General features: G+C 63.3%; 19 protein-coding genes. 2 read left to right on the top strand and 17 right to left on the bottom strand.

Translation table 11 applies throughout. From position 1 onward, the window contains the following. Positions 1–115: 115 nt before the first annotated feature. From gshB to EV674_RS09230, 13 genes are all read right to left on the bottom strand, one after another. The gene (gene gshB, locus EV674_RS09290; RefSeq protein WP_119014523.1) at positions 116–1072 is read right to left on the bottom strand and encodes a glutathione synthase; all 957 of its coding nucleotides are present in this window, start codon (positions 1070–1072) and stop codon (positions 116–118) included. 141 nt (positions 1073–1213) lie between these two features. Continuing rightward, a complete protein-coding gene (locus EV674_RS09285; protein ID WP_119014524.1) occupies positions 1214–3049 on the bottom strand; it encodes a potassium transporter Kup in 1836 nt (611 codons plus the stop codon). A gap of 195 nt (positions 3050–3244) precedes the next feature. Then, positions 3245–4540, bottom strand: a complete 1296-nt coding sequence (gene gshA, locus EV674_RS09280) for a glutamate--cysteine ligase (protein ID WP_119014525.1) — start codon at positions 4538–4540, stop codon at positions 3245–3247. Positions 4541–4583: 43 nt separating this feature from the next. Then, the gene (locus tag EV674_RS09275) at positions 4584–6050 is read right to left on the bottom strand and encodes a TrkH family potassium uptake protein (protein ID WP_119014526.1); all 1467 of its coding nucleotides are present in this window, start codon (positions 6048–6050) and stop codon (positions 4584–4586) included. 25 nt (positions 6051–6075) lie between these two features. Further along, entirely contained in the window at positions 6076–7536 is a 1461-nt protein-coding gene (gene trkA, locus EV674_RS09270; RefSeq protein WP_119014527.1) for a Trk system potassium transporter TrkA, read from the bottom strand. A gap of 88 nt (positions 7537–7624) precedes the next feature. Then, positions 7625–8962, bottom strand: coding sequence for a glutamate-5-semialdehyde dehydrogenase (locus EV674_RS09265; protein WP_119014528.1), 1338 nt, complete (start codon positions 8960–8962; stop codon positions 7625–7627). A gap of 37 nt (positions 8963–8999) precedes the next feature. Beyond that, on the bottom strand, positions 9000–10055 hold the full coding sequence (gene holA, locus EV674_RS09260) for a DNA polymerase III subunit delta (RefSeq protein ID WP_119014529.1): 1056 nt from the start codon (positions 10053–10055) through the stop codon (positions 9000–9002). Positions 10056–10064: 9 nt separating this feature from the next. Then, on the bottom strand, positions 10065–10571 hold the full coding sequence (locus EV674_RS09255) for an LPS-assembly lipoprotein LptE (RefSeq protein ID WP_119014548.1): 507 nt from the start codon (positions 10569–10571) through the stop codon (positions 10065–10067). Positions 10572–10720: 149 nt separating this feature from the next. Then, a complete protein-coding gene (gene leuS / locus EV674_RS09250; protein ID WP_119014530.1) occupies positions 10721–13414 on the bottom strand; it encodes a leucine--tRNA ligase in 2694 nt (897 codons plus the stop codon). Between the two features lie 83 nt (positions 13415–13497). Continuing rightward, on the bottom strand, positions 13498–13938 hold the full coding sequence (locus tag EV674_RS09245) for an ExbD/TolR family protein (protein WP_119014531.1): 441 nt from the start codon (positions 13936–13938) through the stop codon (positions 13498–13500). Between the two features lie 15 nt (positions 13939–13953). Further along, on the bottom strand, positions 13954–14655 hold the full coding sequence (locus tag EV674_RS09240; protein ID WP_119014532.1) for a MotA/TolQ/ExbB proton channel family protein: 702 nt from the start codon (positions 14653–14655) through the stop codon (positions 13954–13956). A 12-nt stretch (positions 14656–14667) separates the two neighbouring features. After that, the gene (dapB, locus tag EV674_RS09235) at positions 14668–15504 is read right to left on the bottom strand and encodes a 4-hydroxy-tetrahydrodipicolinate reductase (RefSeq protein ID WP_119014533.1); all 837 of its coding nucleotides are present in this window, start codon (positions 15502–15504) and stop codon (positions 14668–14670) included. A gap of 56 nt (positions 15505–15560) precedes the next feature. Beyond that, positions 15561–16124 (bottom strand): outer membrane protein assembly factor BamE, encoded by a 564-nt coding sequence (locus EV674_RS09230; RefSeq protein WP_119014534.1) that lies wholly within the window; start codon positions 16122–16124, stop codon positions 15561–15563. A gap of 79 nt (positions 16125–16203) precedes the next feature. Here EV674_RS09230 and fur point away from each other — a divergent pair, with 79 nt between their 5' ends. Further along, positions 16204–16629 (top strand): ferric iron uptake transcriptional regulator, encoded by a 426-nt coding sequence (gene fur / locus EV674_RS09225; RefSeq protein WP_119014535.1) that lies wholly within the window; start codon positions 16204–16206, stop codon positions 16627–16629. A gap of 14 nt (positions 16630–16643) precedes the next feature. Here the strand turns inward: fur and hprK are convergent, their stop codons facing one another. The 3 genes from hprK to hpf form a co-directional block, all read right to left on the bottom strand. Next, entirely contained in the window at positions 16644–17594 is a 951-nt protein-coding gene (gene hprK, locus EV674_RS09220) for an HPr(Ser) kinase/phosphatase (RefSeq protein ID WP_119014536.1), read from the bottom strand. A 21-nt stretch (positions 17595–17615) separates the two neighbouring features. Next, entirely contained in the window at positions 17616–18083 is a 468-nt protein-coding gene (locus EV674_RS09215) for a PTS sugar transporter subunit IIA (RefSeq protein ID WP_119014537.1), read from the bottom strand. A 111-nt stretch (positions 18084–18194) separates the two neighbouring features. Continuing rightward, positions 18195–18527 (bottom strand): ribosome hibernation-promoting factor, HPF/YfiA family, encoded by a 333-nt coding sequence (hpf, locus tag EV674_RS09210; RefSeq protein WP_119014538.1) that lies wholly within the window; start codon positions 18525–18527, stop codon positions 18195–18197. 290 nt (positions 18528–18817) lie between these two features. Between hpf and EV674_RS09205 the strand changes: the two genes are divergently transcribed. After that, positions 18818–19738, top strand: coding sequence for a phosphoribosylaminoimidazolesuccinocarboxamide synthase (locus EV674_RS09205; protein ID WP_119014539.1), 921 nt, complete (start codon positions 18818–18820; stop codon positions 19736–19738). 43 nt (positions 19739–19781) lie between these two features. On the opposite strand, the gene EV674_RS09200 is transcribed toward EV674_RS09205, so the two are convergent. Further along, entirely contained in the window at positions 19782–21041 is a 1260-nt protein-coding gene (locus EV674_RS09200; protein ID WP_119014549.1) for an IS4 family transposase, read from the bottom strand. Positions 21042–21165: the final 124 nt, after the last annotated feature.

Genomic DNA, 21165 nt, shown 5'->3' with positions numbered 1-21165 from the left:
AAAACCCAGAAAACTTTTTCAACCACCTTCGCCACCCAAACAACACCGGAAAAACCAAAGCACCGGGTAGCGAAGCCCTCTACTGTAACACAGAACTGAGGGCAAAAAGAGAAACTTATGCAGATTCCACTTCTGTAGCCAATTCCAGTGCGTCCATGAACAACGCAGCCACATCACAACCAGTCTGCTGCTGGATTTCCTGAAAACATGTAGGACTGGTGACATTGATCTCAGTGACGCAATCGCCAATCACATCGACCCCCGCCAGCAACAGCCCCCTGCTTTGCAGTACCGGCCCCAGGGCATGGGCGATTTCGAGGTCACGTGCATTCAGGGGACGCGCCACGCCTTTGCCGCCAGCGGCCAGGTTGCCTCGCACCTCACTGCCTTGTGGAATGCGCGCCAAACAATAGGGCACGGGCTTGCCGCCAATGATCAGCACACGCTTGTCGCCGTCAGCGATTTCCGGCAAAAACTTCTGCACCATCAGGCTTTGTGCGCCACCCCGGTTCAGCGTTTCCGTGATGCTGCCCAGGTTCAACCCATCAGGGCCGACGCGAAAGATGCCCATGCCCCCCATTCCATCCAGAGGCTTGAGGATGATGTCCTGGTGCTCGGCATGAAAGCGCTGGATGTCGCGGGCATCGCGCGTGACCAGTGTCGGGCCGATGAACTCGGGAAACTCCATGATGGCCAATTTTTCCGGATGGTCACGCAGCGCGCGGGGTTTGTTGAAAACCCGCGCGCCTTCGCGCTCGGCTTGTTCCAACAGGTGCGTGGCATAGAAATACTCGCTGTCAAACGGCGGGTCTTTGCGCATCAAGACCGCATCGAAAGTTGCCAATACAGCGGCGCGCGCGTTCTCGGCGCGAAACCACTCCTTCGGCTGCCCTGTCAGAACAATGTCGCGGACATGGGCGGTAACGCAGTGGCCACGCTCCCACATCACGTCCTGCGGCTGGCAAGCAGCGATGCTGTGCCCCCGGCGTTGGGCCTCGCGCATCATGGCAAAGGTGGTGTCTTTGTAGGTGGCAAAACCTTCCAGCGGATCGGCGATGAACAGCAGTTTCATGGTGTGTACGGTGTGAAATCAAACAAAAGACCAGGACATACCCCTGGCACAGGCCCACAATTGCTATTAATTTTATAGCTACTAGCGCTTTCTACACGTGGCCTAGAAGGCAAAAACACTGTATTTTTAAATCCACAAGCATCAAATCTCTATTTTTGAACCCAGCTCCACCACTGCGTTATTGGGCAGGTGCAAGAAGTCGGCGGCACCGCTGGCGTTGTGGTGCATCTGCGCGAACAGTTTTTCGCGCCAGGGCGCCATGCCCTTACCCACGGTGGGAATGACGGTGTCGCGCGACAAGAAATAACTGGTCGTCATGGGCTCGACTTCGCAACCACGCCCGCGCAGCAGAGACAGCGCACGCGGCACGTCGGGGTCGTTCATGAAGCCGTAGTGGATGACCACCTGCCAGCAATCATGGCCCAGCGCCAGCATCTCGATGCGCCGCTCCTCTTCGACCCAGGGCACCTCGTGGTTGCGCACCGTGACAAACAGGTTCTGTGCGTGCAGCACCTTGTTGTGCTTGAGGTTGTGCAGCAAGGCGTTGGGCACGGTGCCCGGCTCAGCGGTGAGAAATACCGCCGTACCCTCGACACGCACGGGCGGACTGACAAACACCGCCGCCAGAAAATCAGGCAATGCCAGTGCATCGCTGGTCAACACATCGCGCATCAGGCGGCGACCATCTTTCCAGGTTTTCATCAGAATGAAGATGGCACTGGCAATGACCAGCGGGAACCAGCCACCGTCAAACAACTTGAGCAGGTTGGAGGCCCAGAAGGCAAAGTCCACGGCAAAGAAAAAGGCGGTGGCGCCCAGGCTCAGCGCCAATGGCAGGCGCCAGGCATTGCGGATGACGAAGAAAGTCAGCACCGTGGTGATCAGCATGTCGGTGGTCACGGCGATGCCGTAAGCAGAGGCCAGCGCACTGGACGACTTGAACATGCCCACCGCCAGCACGATCATGGCGAACAGGCTCCAGTTGATGAACGGCAGGTAGATTTGACCGGTTTCCAAGGCACTGGTGTGCAGCACGCGCAGACGCGGCAGATAGCCCAGCTGGATCACCTGCTTGGTGACGCTGAAGGCGCCTGAGATCAGTGCCTGCGAGGCAATCACCGCCGCCATCGTGGCCAGCAGCACCATGGGCACCAGCGCCCAGTCGGGGGCCATCATGAAAAAAGGGTTCTTCACCGCCTCTGGGTGCTTGAGCAACAGTGCGCCTTGGCCAAAGTAGTTCAGCGTCAGCGCTGGCATGACGATGGTGAACCAAGTCACACGGATGGGGCGGCGCCCGAAGTGCCCCATGTCGGCGTACAGCGCCTCCGCCCCCGTTACGCAGAGCACGACCGCGCCGAGAATGATGAAGGTGATTCCGGGCTGCTCAAGTATGAAGGCCAGCGCATAGTGCGGACTGATGGCGCGCAAGATGCCGGGGTTGTCCGCAATGTTCAGCACCCCCAGGGCCGAGATGGCGGCAAACCAGGCCACCATGATGGGCCCAAAAAAACGCCCGATGCTGGCACTGCCGCGCTTTTGCACCATGAACAGCAGCAGCAGGATGACCAGAGTGAGGGGCACCACGTATTTCTTGAACGTGGGTGAGATGACCTCCAGCCCCTCGACAGCACCCAGCACCGTGATAGCAGGCGTAATGACGCCATCGCCATAAAACAGACAGGTGCCGAAGATGCCCACCAGCAGCAGCCATTTGCGCAGACGCGGCTGGTGCTTGACGGTCTGGGATGCCAGGGCCAGCATGGCCACCAGCCCGCCCTCGCCATGGTTGTCTGCTCGCAGCACCAGCGTGACGTACTTGAGCGACACGATGACCGTGAGCGTCCAGAAGAAGATGGAGAGGATGCCGTGAACGTTGTCCGGTGTGAACGGCACGTGGCCGGAGCCAAACACCTCCTTGACCGAATACAGCACGCTGGTGCCGATATCGCCATAAACGACACCGATAGCCCCCAGCATTAACACACCGAGGGAGGACTTGGGGGTTTCCGCTGCTACGGCCACAGTGCTTGGCCCGACCGCTCAACGGGCGGGGCTTGGTTGATTGAAGAACGCCATTGTGCGCTGCACCACAGGTGCGGTGCGCACCTGACTGCCAGGTTGTTGCAAGGCCGCCACTGCCAGCACCAGGCGCTGGCCGGTGGCGTGCCGGTATCAGTCGTACACCTCGGCGTCAGGGTCGGTGGCTTCCAGCTCGTAGCTGGCCGCCAGCATGGCCAAGCGAGCCACCACGCCATACATATAGAAGCGGTTGGGCGCACTGGCGCCAGGGCGGGCACCTGGCTGGGGCAGCTGGGTGCTGTGGTCAAAGGCCAGGGGCACAAAACCAGCACCCGGCGCATTGAGGTTCTCGTCCACGCCCCGGTCTGCATGGATGCGATAGAAACCGCCCACCACGTAGCGATCCATCATGTAAACCACTGGTTCGGCCACGGCTTCATGCACACGCTCCTGGGTGAGCACGCCTTCCTGGATGATGACGTCACGCACCGTCTGCCCGTCCTTGATGACAGCCATCTTGTTCTTGGTCTTGCGGTTGAGCGCCTGCAAGTCTTTGGCATCGCGCACCGTCATGATGCCCATGCCGTAGGTGCCGTTGTCGGCCTTGACGACCACAAACGGCTTTTCATTGATGCCGTACTCTTTGTATTTGCGCCGGATCTTTCCCAGCAGCGCATCGACCTGGGTTTGCAGGCTATCGAGGCTCGCATCAGCGGCAAAGTCCACGTCGGCGCATTTGCCGAACATCGGATTGATGAGCCACGGGTCTATGCCCAGCACTTTGCCAAACCGCTTGGCCACTTCTTCGTAGCTGCGAAAGTGGTTGCTCTTGCGGCGCACGCTCCAGCCAGCGTGCAGCGGCGGCAGCAGGTACTGCTCGTGGATATCTTCCAGAATGCCCGGCGCACCCGCCGACAGGTCGTTGTTGAGCAAGATGGTGCAGGGGTCAAAATTCTTCAGACCCAGTCGCCCCCGGGTACGCACCACGGGCTCCAGCGTGACGGTATCGCCGTTGGCCAGCTCGACAACGGTGGTCTTCTTGACCTCGGGGCTGATGGAGCCCACACGCACATTGAGCCCTGCCATGTTGAAGATGCGCTGCAACTGCACCACGTTGCTCAGGTAAAAACTGTTGCGCGTGTGGTTCTCGGGAATGATGAGCAGGTTGCGCGCCTCGGGGCAAATCTTTTCGATGGCCGCCATGGCCGCCTGCACTGCCAGCGGCAGCATCTCGGGGGTGAGGTTGTTCCAGCCACCTGGAAACAGGTTGGTATCCACGGGCGCGAGCTTGAAACCCGCGTTGCGGATGTCCACCGAGCTGTAAAACGGCGGTGTGTGCTCCATCCACTCCAGCCGGAACCAGCGCTCGGTGGCGGGCATGGAGTCGATGATGCGCTGTTCTAGCTCGTTGATGGGCCCGGTGAGGGCGGTGATGAGGTGCGGAACCATGGAGTGCCCTTGAAAGACGGTTGCGCGCCATTGTAGGAGTGCCTCAGCGGCGCCAGAAGGCCGGCGTCAACAATGCCATGAAGCTCAGAATTTCCAGGCGCCCCAGCAGCATGCCCAAAGTACACACCCAGAGCTGAAAATCGGTCAGCACCCCGTAATTGGAGGCTGGCCCCACGCTGCCCAGCCCTGGCCCCATGCAGTTGACACTGGCAATGACGGCACTGAACGCCGTCAGTGGCTCCATGTCAGTGAGCAGCAACAGCATGCTCAAAACAATCACCGTGCCGCCGTACACCAGCATGAAGGCCATCACCGAAAAGATCATGCGGTTTTCCACCACCGCGCCGCCCAGGCGCACGGGCTGCACCACGTTCGGGTGTACTAGCCGCGTCAGCTCGCGCCGCGCCTGCTTAACCAGAATCAGCATGCGCACCATCTTGATACCGCCCCCTGTGGAGCCAGCGCTGGTGGCCACCCCCGAGAGCATCAGCATCAGCACCGGGGCAAACACCGGCCAGGCCAGGTAGTCCACCGTAGCGTACCCCGTGGTGGTGGCCACCGAAACCATATGGAACACGCCGTGGCGCAGCGCTTGCAGCGGCTCGTAAATACCTTTGGCCCAGAGCAGCACGGCCACGCACAGCCCACCGCCCAGCAAGGCGACCAGGGTGGCACGCATCTCTGGGTCGCGCCAAAAACCCTGCCAATGGCCTTTGCGCATGGCCACGAAATAAAGGGCGAAATTGCAGCTCGCCAGCAGCATGAAAAACAATGCAATGCCCTCCAGCAGGGGCGACGCAAAGTAGCCAAAACTGGCATCGTGCGACGACAACCCGCCCAGGCTGACCGTAGAGAACATGTGCATCAGCGCGTCCAAGGGCGACATGCCGCCCAGCCAATAGGCCAAAGCGCAGCCTGCCGAAAACAGCGCGTAGACCCCCCACAAGCCCTTGGCCGTTTCGGTCATGCGCGGCGTCAGTTTGGTGTCCTTGACGGGGCCAGCGGCTTCGGCCTTGAAGAGCTGGCTGCCGCCCACGCCCAGCATGGGCAGCACCGCCACCGCCAAAATCAAAATCCCCATGCCGCCAATCCACTGCATGAAGGTGCGCCACACATTCACCGACACCGGCAGCGTGTCCAGGTTCGCCAACACCGTCGAGCCCGTGGTGGTCAGGCCCGAGACGGCTTCGAAATACGCGTGGGTGAACGACATTGGCCGCCCTACCTGGTAGCAGGCCAACATCAGCGGCAGCGTGGCAAACAGCGGCAGCAAAGCCCACACCAGCGACACCAGCATGACCCCGTGGCGCGGCTGCAACTCACGCCTGTAGTTGCGCAGCCCCAGCACCAAAGCAGCCCCCACCAGCAGCGTCACCGCCATCGACAACGGATACACCTGCCAGACGCCATCCTGGCTGTACCACGACACGGCCAGCGGCACGCCCATGGCCAGCGCAAACAGCATCACCAGCATGCCCAGCACGCGCAAAACGGGAAAAACGTCGGTCATGGAGGGGGGGCGCAGGCGCGCGGTATCAGAAGAACGTGGCGCTGACACGGAACAGCTTTTCCACGTCACGCACCAGGCGTTTGTTGGGCAGGAAAAACACCACATGGTCGTTGCTCTCGATCACCGTATCGCTGCGCGGAATGATGACCTGGGGCGGCAGTGCCTGCGCCGGTGCGGCCAGTGGCGCAGCACCCGGCTCGGGCAAGCCACGCACGATCAGGCCCATGTGGACGCTCTCGGGAAGGCGCAAATCGGTCACTTTGCGCCCAATCACGCGCGAGCTTTTGCGGTCGCCCCGGGCCACGATCTCCAGCGCCTCGGCCACGCCCCGGCGCAGGCTGTGCACGGCCTGCACATCGCCCTGGCGCACATGGGCCAGCAGCTCGCCCAGCATGGCCTGCGCGGGCGAGAGCGCAATGTCGATCTGCGTGCCATGCATCAGATCGGCGTAGCTGCGCCGGTTGATCAGTGCCAGCACGCGCCGCGCGCCCATGCGCTTGGCCAGCAGGCTGGACATGATGTTGTTCTCATCGTCATCGGTGAGGGCCAGAAAGAAGTCCACCTCCTCAATGCTCTCTCCCTCCAGCATGTTCTCGTCGGTGGCATCGCCTTGCAATACCAGCACATCGGCGGGCAGCGCCGATGCCAACACGATGCAGCGCGCCGGGTCATCCTCAATCAGTTTGACGTGAAAACGCCCGGGCTCACTGCCCAATTGCTTGGCCAAACGCAGACCAACATCGCCACCGCCGGCAATCATGATGCTGCGCACCGGGCGTGCGGGCTGGTCTGCGCGGCGGTGCAGGGCTGCCAGCAGCAGAGAAATGTTCTCGCGCGCGGCCAGTGTGAACACCTCATCGCCAGGCTCAATGCGCGTGGTGGCACTGCACGGTACAAAGCGGTCGGGCTCCTCGGGAAAACGCCGGTAAATGGCCACCAGGCGCAAGGCCACATCGGGCATGCTGACACGCACCTGGCCAATGGTCTGGCCCACCATGGGCGCTCCCACCATGGCGCGCGTGGACACCAGGCAGGCGCGCCCGCCCGCAAACTCGCGCACCTGCATGGCTTCGGGGTACTCGATGAGTTTGACGATGTAGCGCGTCAGCGAAGCTTCGGGACAGATGATGCTGACAGCAAACCCTTCCGGCCCAGCCAGCGCACTGCCTTGCTCAAAGCCCGACGAGCGCACCCGCGCAATGCGCGCCGGCACGTTGAACATGAGCTGCGCCACCTTGCAGCACACCAGGTTGGTTTCGTCCTGGGCGGCGCAGGCGATGAGCAAGTCGGTGTCCTGGGCGCCCGCCTCGGCCAGCACCGCCGGATCAATGCCGTTGCCCACCACACCGCGCAGGTCAAAGCGCGACTCCAGCTCGCGCAGGCGCTGCGCATCGGTGTCGATAACGGTGATGTCGTTGCGCTCCGACACCAGGCTGTCGGCCACGCTTTGGCCCACACGGCCCGCCCCAAGAATGATGATTTTCACGGCGCGATGATGGGCAGGCGCGCGCAGTGCGTCAAGGTGTTACAGCGCGACTGTGGCGGCAAACCCTCAGATGCGCGCCCGGGTGCGGCTAGCCGCGCACTTCGCCCTCGCCCAGCACCACGTACTTGAGCGAGGTCAGGCCCTCGATGCCCACCGGGCCGCGCGCATGGAACTTGTCGGTGCTGATGCCGATTTCCGCGCCCAGGCCGTACTCAAAGCCATCGGCAAAGCGCGTGCTGGTGTTGACCATGACGCTGCTGGAATCGACCTCGCGCAAAAAGCGCTGCGCGTGGACGTGGTGGGTGGTGAGGATGGCCTCGGTGTGGTGGCTCGAATAATGGTTGATGTGCGCAATCGCCTCATCCAGCCCGGCCACCACCTTGATGCTGATCACGGGCGCCAGGTACTCCTCCGACCAGTCGGATTCGGTGGCATTGACAATGCGCAGCGCCGCCACAATCGCTCCTGATTCGATAGCTACTGGCGCTTGACCAGCGGGCGTTAGAGGCTGATTTGACCGCAAAATCTGTGCCGCCTCGGCATCGCAGCGCATCTCCACGCCCTTGGCGGCAAAAATGGCGCCAATCTGCGGCAAAAATTCGGCAGCCACGCCGCGCGCCACCAGCAGGCTCTCGGTGGCGTTGCAGGGGCTGTACTTGCTGGTCTTGGCGTTGTCGGTCACGCGCACGGCCAGGGCGATGTCGCAGGGGTCGTCCACATAGGTGTGGCAGTTGCCGTCCAGGTGCTTGATGACGGGCACCTTGGCATCGCGGCTGATGCGCTCGATCAGGCCCTTGCCGCCGCGCGGAATGATCACATCGACAAACGCGGGCATGGCGATGAGCTGGCCCACGGCCTCGCGGTCGGTGGTCTGCACCAGTTGCACCGCCTCTTGCGGCAGGCCCGCTTCGGCCAGCGCCTGCTGCACCAGCTTGGCCAGCGCCTTGTTGGAGTCAATCGCCTCGGAGCCGCCACGCAAAATGCAGGCGTTGCCGCTCTTGATGCTCAAGGAGGCGGCCTCGATGGTGACGTTGGGGCGGCTCTCGTAAATCATGCCGAACACGCCAATCGGCACGCGCATCTGGCCCACGCGGATGCCGCTGGGCTGCTGTTTCATGCCGATGATTTCGCCAATCACGTCGGGCATGGCGGCCAGTTGCTCGCAGCCCTGGGCGCAGGTTTCCAGCACCTTGGGCGTCAGGCGCAGGCGATCCACCATGGGCGCTTCCAGCCCGGCAGCGATGGCGCGCTCCAGATCGCGGGCATTGTCGGTTTGCAGCGCATCGGTCTGCTCACGCAGCAGCCGGGCCAGCGCCTTCAATGCTTTGTTTTTGATAGCTGCTGGCGCACGCGCCATCAGGGCCGAAGCCATTTTTGCCTGCAAACCGAGGGTCTGCATGTAGTCGGTGACGTTGAGGGCGTTCATGGGCGCAATTCTGGCAGAACGGCGCAGGTTGGGCAGGTCAGCGCCCGGCCATGGCCACTTTGCCCAATTGCAGCGCCAGCCGTTGCAGTGCCTGCCAGGGCTCCTGGGGCCAATCGGGCACCTTCAGCCCTTTGACGATGCCGTCCACCAGGTGCGCCGATTGCAGCAGGCGTGCCAATTGGGCATCGCTGGCGCGGGGCAGGATGCGCTCGAACAAGCGCTCTTTGGCGCCCCAGACGCGGTTTTCGCGCAGGGCCATGGGCAGCGGTTTGCCCGCAACCATGGCGTCTTTCACGCGCTTCAAGGCGCGGATGTCTTCGGCCAGCGCCCAATGCACCAGCACGGCGGCCTCGCCCTCGGCCTGCAAGCCGTCGAGCATGCGCTGCACACGCAGCACCTGGCCCGCCAGCACCGCCTCGGACAGTTTGAACACGTCGTAGCGCGCCACGTTGAGCACCGCCGCCTCGACCTGCGCCCAGCCCAGTTCGCCCGGTGGGTAGAGCAGCGCCAGCTTTTGAATCTCTTGGTGCGCGGCCAGCAGGTTGCCTTCCACGCGGTCGGCAAAAAAGGTGAGTGTGCGCTGGCCTTCCTCGCCCGCCACCACGCGCTGGCCCTGCGCGGCCAGGCGCTGGGCAATCCAGGCCGGGAGCTGGGCGCGCTCGATGGGGTCGATCTGCACCGTGGCGCCGTTGTTTTCCAGTGCGGCAAACCAGGCGCCGGTTTTGGTGGCCTTGTCCAGGCGCGGCAGCAGCACCAGCGTGAGCGTGCTGTCGTTGCCCGCCGCCGCCTGCGCGATGTGCTGCAACGCAGCGCTGCCGTCTTTGCCCGGCTTGCCCGAGGGAACGCGGATTTCGACGATCTGCTTGTCGGCAAACAGGCTCAAGGAGCCCCCGGCGGCCAGCACCGCGCTCCAGTCAAAGTGCGCGCCCGCCACCACAAACGTGGTGCGCTCGGTATAGCCCTGGGCGCGGGCGGCGACGCGGATGGCATCGGCCGCCTCTTGCTGCAACAAAGGCTCGTCGCCGTGCAGGGTGTAGAGCGGGCGCAGGCCTTTGGCCAGGTGCGCGGTGAGCTGGTTCAGGGCGATGTGCATGGCGCAGGGCTAGGGCGCCGGGCGCACCGCCGCCAGGCGGCGCATGAGCTGCTGCACCAGGTCGGTCTGCATGCTGCGGTAAAGCAGCGCTTCTTCGGCCTCTTTGGCCAGGGCGATGGTTTCGCTGTAGCTGATGTCGCGCGTTTGCAGCAGCTCGGTTTCGGGCAACAACTCTTGGCCGTTGGGGCCGCGCAGCCGGAATTTGATGCGCAGGCGCAATTGCAATTCACGCACCTGGCCTGAGGCGTTCAGGCCGACCACGCTGCGCTCGTGCTGCTCGGCCAGCAAATCCAGCACCGCCTCGGCCTGGGGCAACTGGGCGGCATCGCGCAGCACCACCAGTTCGCCGCCAGAGCTCTCCAGGGTGCGTTGCAGCTCGCGTGCCAGCGGGGAGCCGCCCGCCGCTGCAATGTAGAGCGAGCGAAAAGCAAACTCCGGCGCCCCCCGCAGCCGAAAACCACAGCCTGCCAACACCAGCGGCGCTGGCCACAGTGCCAGCCAAGCGCGCCGGCGCAGGCCAGCGCCCGCACCTGCCGTGGCGACAGCCGCACCAGCGGTGGCCCCCACGTCCGCCGCGCCACGGCCCACCGGCGCGGGCACAGCAGAGGCTGCGGGGCCAGCGCTATCGCCAGCAGCAAAAAAGGTTGCGGGGCGGCGGGCCATGCTCAGACCACCACGTTGACGAGGCGGCCAGGCACCACGATCACCTTCTTGGGCGCGGCACCCGCAGCCTGCTTGGTGAAGGCTTCGCTGGCCAGCGCCAGCGCCTCGATCTGCGCCTTGTCGGCCTGGGCGGGCACCAGAATCGAGCCACGCAGCTTGCCGTTGACTTGCAGCATCAGCTCGATCTCGTCCTGCACCAGCGCCTGCGGATCGACCTGCGGCCAGGGCGCATCCAGCAAATCGCCCAGGTGCGTGGCGTAGCCCAACTGGCTCCAGAGTTGGTGCGTGATGTGCGGCGTGGCCGGGTACAGGCAGCGCAGCAAGATGCCAAAGCCTTCGATCAGTGCCACGGCGCCACCAGGGCAGTCCATGGCCTTGAAGTCTTCGAGGGCGTTGATCATCTTCATCGCACCCGACACCACGGTGTTGTACTGCATGCGCTGGTAGTCGTAATCCACCTGCTTGAGCACGGTGTGGATCTCCAGCCGCAGGGCCTTGGCCTCTTTGCCAAATTCAACGTCTTTCAGGCCGCTAGCGCCCGCCACACTTGCGCTGGCAGCTACGCTATCGATAGCAGACAGCTTGACGCCGAAGTTCCATACCCGGCGCAGAAAGCGGTAGCTGCCTTCGACGGCCGCGTCGTTCCACTCCAGCGTGGCCTCGGGCGGCGCGGTGAACATGGTGTACAGGCGCGCGGTGTCGGCGCCGTATTTTTCGATCAGCTCTTGCGGGTCGATGCCGTTGTTTTTCGACTTGGACATGGTGCCCACGCCCTCGTAGTCGATGGGCGTGCCCACGGGCAGCATCACACCACCGCTGTCCACGGCGTTTTTCAGCTTGGCACCGATGACTTTGCCCGCGTCGTCCAGCACGTGCTCCACGTCATGTGGCCAGAAATACTCTTTGCCGCCCTTGTCGGTGCGGCGCGAGTAGATGTGGTTGAGCACCATGCCTTGGGTGAGCAGCTTGGTGAAGGGCTCGTCCACCTTGACCAGGCCCAGGTCGCGCATCACCTTCGTCCAGAAACGCGCGTACAGCAAGTGCAGGATGGCGTGCTCGATACCGCCGATGTACTGGTCCATGGGCATCCAGTAGTCGGCGCCCGCGCCCACCATGGCCTCGGCGTTCTTCGGGTCGCAATAGCGCATGAAGTACCACGAGCTATCGACAAAGGTGTCCATGGTGTCGGTTTCGCGCCGGGCAGGCTTGCCGCACACCGGGCAGGTCACGCCCGCATGGAAGCCTTCGTGCTTGTGCAGCGGGTTGCCCGAGCCGTCGGGGATGCAGTCTTGCGGCAGCACCACGGGCAGGTCTTTTTCCGGCACAGGCACGGCGCCGTGTTCATCGCAGTGGATGATGGGGATGGGCGTGCCCCAGTAGCGCTGGCGCGAAACGCCCCAGTCGCGCAGGCGCCAGGTGGTCTTTTTCTCGCCCAGGCCGAGTTTTTCCAGGGCATGGGTGACGGCGTTGACGGCCTCTTGGTAGCCCAGGCCGCTGAAGCTGTCGGAGTTGATGGTGACGCCGTTTTCCTTGTCGGCGTACCAGTCCTGCCATTGCAGGTAGTCAAAGGTCTGGCCATCGACATGCACCACCTGTTTGATTTCCAGGCCGTATTGCAGGGCAAAGGCAAAGTCGCGCTCGTCGTGCGCGGGCACGCCCATGACGGCGCCGTCGCCGTAGCCCATCAGCACGTAGTTGCCCACCCACACTTCCACCGGGTCGCCGGTGATGGGGTGGTTGACGAACAGGTCGGCGGACATGCCTTTCTTTTCTTGCGTGGCCAGTTCGGCCTCGGTGGTGCCGCCGTGCTGGCACTCGGCAATGAACTCGGCCAGGCGGTGGTTGGTGCGCGCGGCGTGCGCGGCCAGCGGGTGCTCGGGGGCCACAGCGCAGAAGGTGGCGCCCATGAGGGTGTCGGCGCGGGTGGTGAACACGTACAGCTTGCCGCCGCCGATGAGCTGGCCATCATCGCCCAGGATGTCGTGCGGGAAAGCAAAGCGCACGCCCTCGCTCTTGCCGATCCAGTTTTCCTGCATCAACTTCACGCGCTCGGGCCAACCGGGCATTTTGTCGCCAGCAACGTTGGCCAGCAGCTCTTCGGCGTAGTCGGTGATCTTCAGGTAGTAGCCGGGGATTTCGCGCTTTTCCACGGTGGCGCCGGTACGCCAGCCCTTGCCGTCGATGACCTGCTCATTGGCCAGCACGGTTTGATCGACCGGGTCCCAGTTGACGGTCTGGGTCTTGCGGTAGGCGATGCCTTTTTCCAGCATCTTCAAAAACAGCCACTGGTTCCAGCGGTAGTAATCGGGGTCGCAGGTGGTGATCTCGCGGCTCCAGTCCACGGCCAGCCCCATCGCCTGCATCTGCTTTTTCATGTAGGCGATGTTGTCGTACGTCCACTGCGCGGGTGGCACGCCGTTTTTCATGGCGGCGTTTTCAGCGGGCAGGCCAAAGGCATCCCAGCCCATGGGCATGAGCACGTTGTAGCCGTTCATGCGCAGCTGGCGCGTGAGCATGTCGTTGATGGTGTAGTTGCGCACATGGCCCATGTGCAGCTTGCCGCTGGGGTAGGGCAGCATGGAGCAGGCGTAGAACTTCTTCTTGTTCTGGTCTTCCGTCACGCGGTAGGCGTCGTTGGCCGTCCAGTGGTCTTGCGCGGCGCGCTCGACCTCGGTGTGTTGGTATTTGTCTTGCATGGGAGCCCGGAGAAAAGGTGAGATGCAGCCGCAAACCGCTGCGCTGGCGGGGATTTTAGGCGCTGGCACCGCAGCGCCTGCGTTCAGGGCGCTGGCGAGCCGGTGGCTGGCGACGAGGGTTCGGCCACAAAGCCGATGCGCATCAGCCCGGCCTGGTGGGCAGCGCCCATGATCTCGACCACGCGGCCATACGGCACGGCAGCATCGGCGCGCAGTTGCACCTCGGTGCCAGGCTGTGCGGCAGCGATGCCTTGCAGGTGCTGGGCCAGGGCATCCTGCGTGAGCGGCACACCATCCACAAACACCTGTCCGGCCTTGTCCAGCACGACGGTGACGGACTGCGCCGCACTGCCCGGCGCGGCGCCTGCCGTGCGCGGCAGCTCCAGCCGGATGGCACTGGCCAGCAGCGGCGCGGTGAGAATGAAGATGACCACCAGCACCAACATCACATCAATGAGCGGCGTCATGTTGATGTCGCTCAGGGGCTGCGGCGCGGTGGTGCGCTCCAGGCGGCCAAAAGCCATGGCAGGTGTGCTCTCTCAGGGCGCAGACGCTGCTGCTGTTGCGGCGGCGTCCAGCACCAGTTCGCGCAGGTCACGGGCAAAGCCTTCGAGGTCGGCCTCGATGCGCCCGAGCAGGCGGCCAAATACGTTGTAGGCCAGCACCGCCGGAATGGCCACGGCCAGGCCGGCGGCGGTCATGATGAGGGCCTCGCCCACGGGGCCAGCCACTTTATCGATGGTGATCTGACCCGCACTGGCAATGGCCGTGAGCGCGTGGTAGATGCCCCACACGGTGCCCAGCAGCCCCACAAACGGCGCCGTGGAGCCCACGGTGGCCAGCATCACCTGGCCCCATTGCAGCTTGCCCAGCACCGCGTGCAGAGCATCGCGCAGCACCCGCGTGAGTTGCTGGCCAACGCTGCCCGCCTGCGCCAAGGTGGCCGTAGAGGGTGCCGATACCGCAGGGCCGGGCAGTGCCTGCGCTACCCCGTGGGCCGCTGCCACCAGCGGCAGCACCAGGGTTTCGCGGTCAAAAACGGCCACCTGCCGACGGGCCTCCTCCAGATGGGGCGCCTGCCAGAACGCCGCCATGCAGCGGGCCACGTCCGCGTGAGCGCGGCGCATGAGCAGCGCCTTCCAGGCAATCACCACCCAGCTGGCCACCGACATGGCCAGCAGCAACAGCGCCGTGGCCTGTGCCACCACATCGCCTTGGCGCAGCCAGTGCAGCAAGCCCATGGGGGTGCCAGATCAGTTCAGGCCGAGCACGTCGAACATGTCGAACATGCCGGTTTTCTGGGCGTGCAAAAAGCGCACGGCGCGCAGGCTGCCCTGGGCGTAGGTAGCGCGGCTGGAGGACTTGTGCGTGATCTCGATGCGCTCGCCGGTGCCGGCAAACAGCACGGTGTGGTCGCCCACGATATCGCCGCCGCGGACAGTGGCAAAACCGATGGTGGAAGGATCGCGCTCGCCCGTCACACCCTCGCGCCCGTACACGGCGCACTCTTTCAGGTCGCGCCCCAGGGCATCGGCAATGACTTCACCCATTTTCAGGGCGGTGCCCGAGGGGGCATCGACCTTGTGGCGGTGGTGCGCCTCGATGATTTCAATGTCGTAGCCGGTGGACAGCGCCTTGGCCGCCATCTCCAGCAGTTTCAGCGTGACGTTGACGCCCACGCTCATGTTGGGCGCCATGACCAAAGCGGTGCGCTGCGCCAGCGCAGTGATTTCGGTTTTTTGCGCTGGCGTAAATCCTGTCGTGCCGATGACGGCCTTGACGCCCAGCTCGGCACACACCTGCAAATGCGCCAGCGTGCCCTCGGGGCGGGTGAAGTCGATCAGCACATCGGCGTTGGCCAGGCCAGCGCGCAGGTCGCTGGTGATGGTGACGCCGCTGGTGTGGCCCAGAAAAGCCGTGGCATCGGTGCCGATGGCGGGGCTATCAGGGATGTCCAGCGCGCCGCTGAGCACACAATCGTCGCTGGCACGCAGTGCCTCAATGAGCATGCGGCCCATGCGACCGCTGGCACCGGCAACAGCCACACGGTAAGGTGCCACACAGGGGGCAGAAGAGGTCGTAGCGGTCATGTCGTTTTTGTACGGAAAAATGCGCCGCAGCAGTAGCGGCAGGAAAAAATCAGGACTCAGCGCCCTGGGGATTCCAGCGGTGGGTAGCTGGTAGCGGGCGCTGACTGGGGCAGCGCGGGCGCAGCTTCAGGCTTCGGGGACGGTGCAGGAAAGCGCGCCAGCTGGGCCTCGGTGGCCTCCAGCACGGGCACGGCACGCTGGGGTTTGTTTTTCTCCAGGGTGGCCACGAATTCGCTTTCAGAGGGCATTTCATCGCCCTCGAAGCGCTCGAACGTATCGCCCTGGAAGTACACCGTGAGCTTGCGTGTCTGCACTGGCGTGCCCGGGCGCTTAAGCGTAAAAACATACTCCCAGCGGTCGGCGTGGAACAAGCTGGTGATCAAGGGGGTGCCCAGAATGTCGCGCACTTGCTGGCGCCCCATGCCCGGTTGCAGCGCCTGCACTTGCTCGCGCGAGACAAAGTTGCCCTGCACCACGTCAATCTTGTAGGGCGTGACGACGCTAGCCAAGCGGTCTGTGGCGCCATCAAGGCTGCCACAGGCCGCCAAACTGGCACCCAACAACACGAAAAGCCCCAAACGGGCGCTGCAATGGACTTGGGCGAACATGGGCAAAGGCATAGGGCTATGATCGTTTCATTGTAGTAGCGGCTGACCCACAGGCCCCTGGCGCACTGGTTGACGCACGAAAAAACATGCCATGACGAACATTGATGAACTGAAGAACACCGGCCTGAAGGCCACGTTGCCACGCCTGAAGATTCTTGAAATTTTCCAGAAGGGCGGACAGCGCCACATGACGGCCGAAGATGTGTTCCGCGTGCTGCTGGAAGAGCGATCCGACGTCGGCCTGGCCACGGTGTACCGCGTACTGACGCAGTTTGAGCAGGCCGGCTTGCTGATGCGCAGCAATTTTGAAAGCGGCAAGGCGGTGTACGAGCTGGATCAGGGTAGCCACCACGACCACTTTGTCTGCACTTCTTGCGGCAAGGTCGAAGAGTTTTACGACGCCGAGATCGAAAAGCGCCAGCAGCTGGTGGCTAAAAACAAAGGCTGGGTCGTGCATGACCACGCCATGGCGCTGTATGGGCAGTGCGCTACCTGCGCTGCGCGCCCACCTCGCTAGGCGCTGCCAATGACTCAGCCGCTCTGCTCCATGGCACGGCGGTGGCGCTCGACAAACTCCTGGTAGGTATCAATACCGCGCAGTTGCAAAATGGTGTTGCGCACCGCCGCCTCGACCAACACAGCAATGTTGCGCCCTGCCACCACCTGGATCACCGCCTTCAGCACGGGTACGCCCAGTACATCCTGGGTGAGCGGCTCATAGGGCATGCGCTCGTACTCGCGCTCCATGGTTTCTTTGCGCACCAGGTGCACGATGAGCTTGAGGCGCATCTTGCGCCGCACGGCGGTCTCACCAAAAATGGCACGGATGTCCAGCAGGCCGATCCCGCGCACTTCAAGCAGGTTTTGCAACAAATCGGGGCATTTGCCCTCAATGGTGGTCTGGTTGATGCGGTACAAATCCACCGCATCATCGGCTACCAGTCCGTTGCCGCGCGAAATCAGCTCCAGCCCCAGCTCGCTCTTGCCCAGGCCCGACTCGCCAGTGATCAGCACGCCCAAGCCCAGAATGTCCATGAACACACCGTGCATGGTGGTGCGATCGGCAAAATGCTTGGACAGGTAAGCGCGCAGCACATCAATCACAAAAGCTGACGACTCGCGCGTGGCAAACATGGGGATTTGCGCGCGCTCGCACATTTGCAGCAACGCCTCGGGGGCGCCCTGGCCATCGGCCAGCACCAGCACCGGTGGCTCCAGCGTGACGATGCGCGCAATGCGGCGCTGGCAATCCTCAGTAGTAGCGTTGGTGAGGTAGGCCACCTCGCGCTCGCCCAGAATCTGGACGCGGTAGGGGTGGATGTAATTCAAATACCCGACCAGATCGGCCCCGGAGCGTGCAGAACGCACCGCGACCTCGTCAAAACGGCGCTCGGAAGCGCCCAGCCCTGCCACCCACTCCCATTTCAGGTGGATGCGAAACTCTTCAAACAGGGCATCGGCGCTGACAACGTTGGGTTTCACGGCGCTGCGATGGTCAAAGGGTCAGATGGTCTGGGTAGATTGCCAACGGGCAATCAGACCGTGCAACGCCACGGCGTCAGGGCAGGTCTTGATCGTTTCGCGCAGCACCGCATCACTGAGCAGCTCGGCGATTTCCGAGAGGATTTCCAGGTGTTTTTGCGTTGCGGCCTCGGGCACCAGCAAAAAGATCAGCAAACCCACGGGCTGCTCATCGGGTGCATCAAAGCCAATCGGGCGCTCCAGCTGGAACACCGCCGCCATGGGCGACTTGAGCCCCTTGATGCGGCCATGCGGAATGGCCACGCCATGGCCCAACCCGGTGGAGCCAAGGCGCTCGCGCGCAAAAAGGCTGTCGGTGATCAAGGCGCGCGACAAGCCATGCAGGCTCTCAAACAACAGCCCGGCCTCTTCAAAGGCGCGCTTTTTGCTGGTGGCGTCTACGCCCACGAGGACTTGCGCCGCAGGCAGGATGGAAGAAAGGCGATTCATGGTTTGGCGCTGATTATGCACCGCCTTGCCAAGGCTTTTTGCGCTGCGCGTGGCAGGAAAAAACCGCCCGTGGGCGGTTTGCTGGGATGGTGGATGAAGCACAAGGCACACTCAGTCATTGAGCCGACGGCGGGCCTCAGCGTGGTGGTCTTGCAAACGGTTCTTGTGGCGCACCACTTGCCGATCAAGTTTATCGACCAGCTCATCGACTGCGGCGTACAAATCCTCATGGGCCGACTCGGCAAACAGGTCACTTCCTTTGACGCGCACACTGCACTCGGCGTGCTGGCGCTTTTCCTTTTCTTTCTGGTTTTCAACCGACAACAACACCTTGACGCCCACCACCTGATCAAAGTGGCGGGTGATCCGATCGAGCTTGGTGGTGACGTAGTTGCGCAAGGCAGGCGTCACGTCCAGATGGTGGCCGCTGATCGTCAAATTCATAGGAAAGTCTCCTGTCGTTCACGGTGAGAAAAAAGCCGCCTTTACTTCTGAAGGCAACCCGCGAGAACCCGAAAAAAACGCGTTGACGCGCTTTCACTATGCGCCTGCCTGCGGCGAAAAGCAACGCCATAACGCCATGGCGCCACGGGGTAAAAATACCCCCTCGCGCGCACCTGAAAAAGTGCGCACAATGGCGGGCTTTGCCGTGCGGCGGCCCCGGCCTTCGTGCGCTTTGCACCTTCGTCCATTTCGCGCCCCCGGGCGCCACCTGATTTCCCACCTGCCAGACCATGACCCAGCCCAGCTCCCCTGCCCTGCACACCTCTGCCCTGACCTCGCTGCCGCTGCTGGCGCGCGGCAAGGTGCGCGACAACTACGCCGTGGGCACTGACCGCATCCTGATGGTGGCCAGCGACCGGCTCTCGGCGTTTGACGTGATCATGGGCGAGCCCATCCCCGGCAAGGGCGAGTTGCTGACGCAGATGGCGCTGTTCTGGTTCGACAAGCTGGGCCACATCTGCCCCAATCACCTCACCGGCGAGGCCCCCGAGAGCGTGGTCAGCCCCGCCGAGGCCGCGCAGGTGCGTGGCCGCTCCATGCTGGTGCAGCGCCTGCAACCCATTCCCGTCGAGGCGGTGGTGCGCGGCTACCTGGCAGGCAGCGGCTGGAAGGAGTACCAAGAATCGCGTGCGGTGTGCGGCGTACCCCTGCCCGAAGGGCTGACCAACGCGGCCAAGCTGCCCGAGCCCATCTACACCCCCGCCGCCAAGGCCGCTGCGGGCGAGCACGACGAGAACATCACCTTCGAGCGCACGGTCGAAATGATCGGCCTGGAACTGGCCACAAAGATCCGCGACCTGAGCATCGCCATCTACAAGGCCGCCGCTGAAATCGCCCTGACCAAGGGCATGATCATTGCCGACACCAAGTTCGAGTTCGGCCTGGCGCCTGATGGCACGCTGGTGCTGATGGATGAAGTGCTCACCCCCGACAGCTCGCGCTACTGGCCTGTGGAAGGCTACGCCGACGCCCTGGCCCAAGGCGAGAACCCGCCCAGCTACGACAAGCAGTTTGTGCGCGACTGGCTGGAGCAAGCCAAGGTGGGCGGCAAGCCCTGGGACAAAACCGCCCCCGCACCGCGCCTGCCGCAGGACGTGATCGAAAAGACCGCCGCCAAGTACCGCGAGGCGCTGGAACGGCTGACGGGCTGAACGCCACCCGCCCAAAGCAAAAGGCCCCTCGGGGCAATGCCAGTCAGTTAACCGCTGACTGGCATTTTTTCGGAGGGTACTTGCTGCGTGTGGATCGTTTGACCTCGCGCGGGAAGGAGCGCCCGGTTCGACGAGGCGGGAGCACGAAGTGCTGGGCCTGCGCAAGCAGTCGCAGCAGCAGCTCTGGCACAGCTCCCGCGCGCGCCAGATGCACCGTGTTGATCGCCCCCACGATGGCATGGCGCGCCGTGTGGAAGCTGATGCGGGCAGGCTCGACACCCGCGTGCTGGGCCATCAGGCGCATCCATCGGCGCAGCAGCGTGTAGGCGATAAGCACGCCCCAAACCTCTTGCTTGACCAACTCGGGCTGCTTGCTGCGCAGCACCGCTTGGCCTTGCTGCAATGACTGCTTGATATCCCGAAACCCCAGTTCAATCTCCCAGCGCTGGCGGTACAACTGCGCCAGCTCCATTGCGGCAAACCGGTGAGGCTCGAGCATCGAAGTGATGAAACGCCTGATCTTGCCGCCAGCGTGTACCTGAACCAGCCGGGCCTGCCAATGGCTGGACAGTTCGGGGCGCAGTTGCCGGGCACGGGGCGAGACGGGCATGCGGATCAGCCAATCGCCTTCCCCCAAGGTTTGCACGACCTCGTAGCGCAGCTTGTCCCTGGCGCGCATGAGCCAATGGCGCTGCTGACCAGCCTGCTGCCAGTCCAGCAGGAATGCAGCACTGAAGTAGGCGCGGTCGAACAAGGTGATCGAGTGATCCAGGCCTTGCAGGCCAGCGGCCAGCGTCAACTCGCCATGGCCGTAGTCCCCCAGTTGGGCGTCGAGCAACTCATGGCTATCGGTGTCGAGCAAGCACACGGCGCGCACCATGGGCCAAGGCTGGGGGCCGTATTGCGTCTGGCCGCTGCCCAGTTCCTGGCGGTTGTGCGTGCTATCGGGGGCCGACCACACCACGCCATCGACCGCCAGCACGCGCATTTGCCCTGCTTGCACCTCATGGGCACGGCCCCAGGCCTTGGTGAGCAAGGTAAACAAATGCGCCATGGACTCAGGCCCCAGCCGTTGGCGGGCCTGCACGCTGGCGCTGGGAGCGGGTATGTCCTTGCCGTCAAGCGTCAGTGCCATTTGCTGCACCACCTGCCACAGGGGCATGCGGCGAAACAGCGCCAGGCCAATCACCAGCCACACGGCATGCTCGGCAGGCAGCTTGCGTCGGCGTATGGAGGCCTTGCCCGTCGCCTCAAGGGCTTGCTCTATCCAGACCGGATCGAGTAGTGCGCTCAATTCGGCCATTCCGTTGGCAGGCAGCGCCTCCAACGTCTCATGCAAAGTGTTTTGTAGCAGGCTCGGCAAAACAAAAAAGGGAACGTATTGAACACGTTCCCTTTTTAGACCAACTCAGCTTCGACTTTGCTTA

This window comes from Simplicispira metamorpha (assembly GCF_004341365.1).
Classification (GTDB): Bacteria; Pseudomonadota; Gammaproteobacteria; order Burkholderiales; family Burkholderiaceae_C; genus Simplicispira; species Simplicispira metamorpha.
This window is presented reverse-complemented; position numbering and strand designations above follow the sequence as displayed.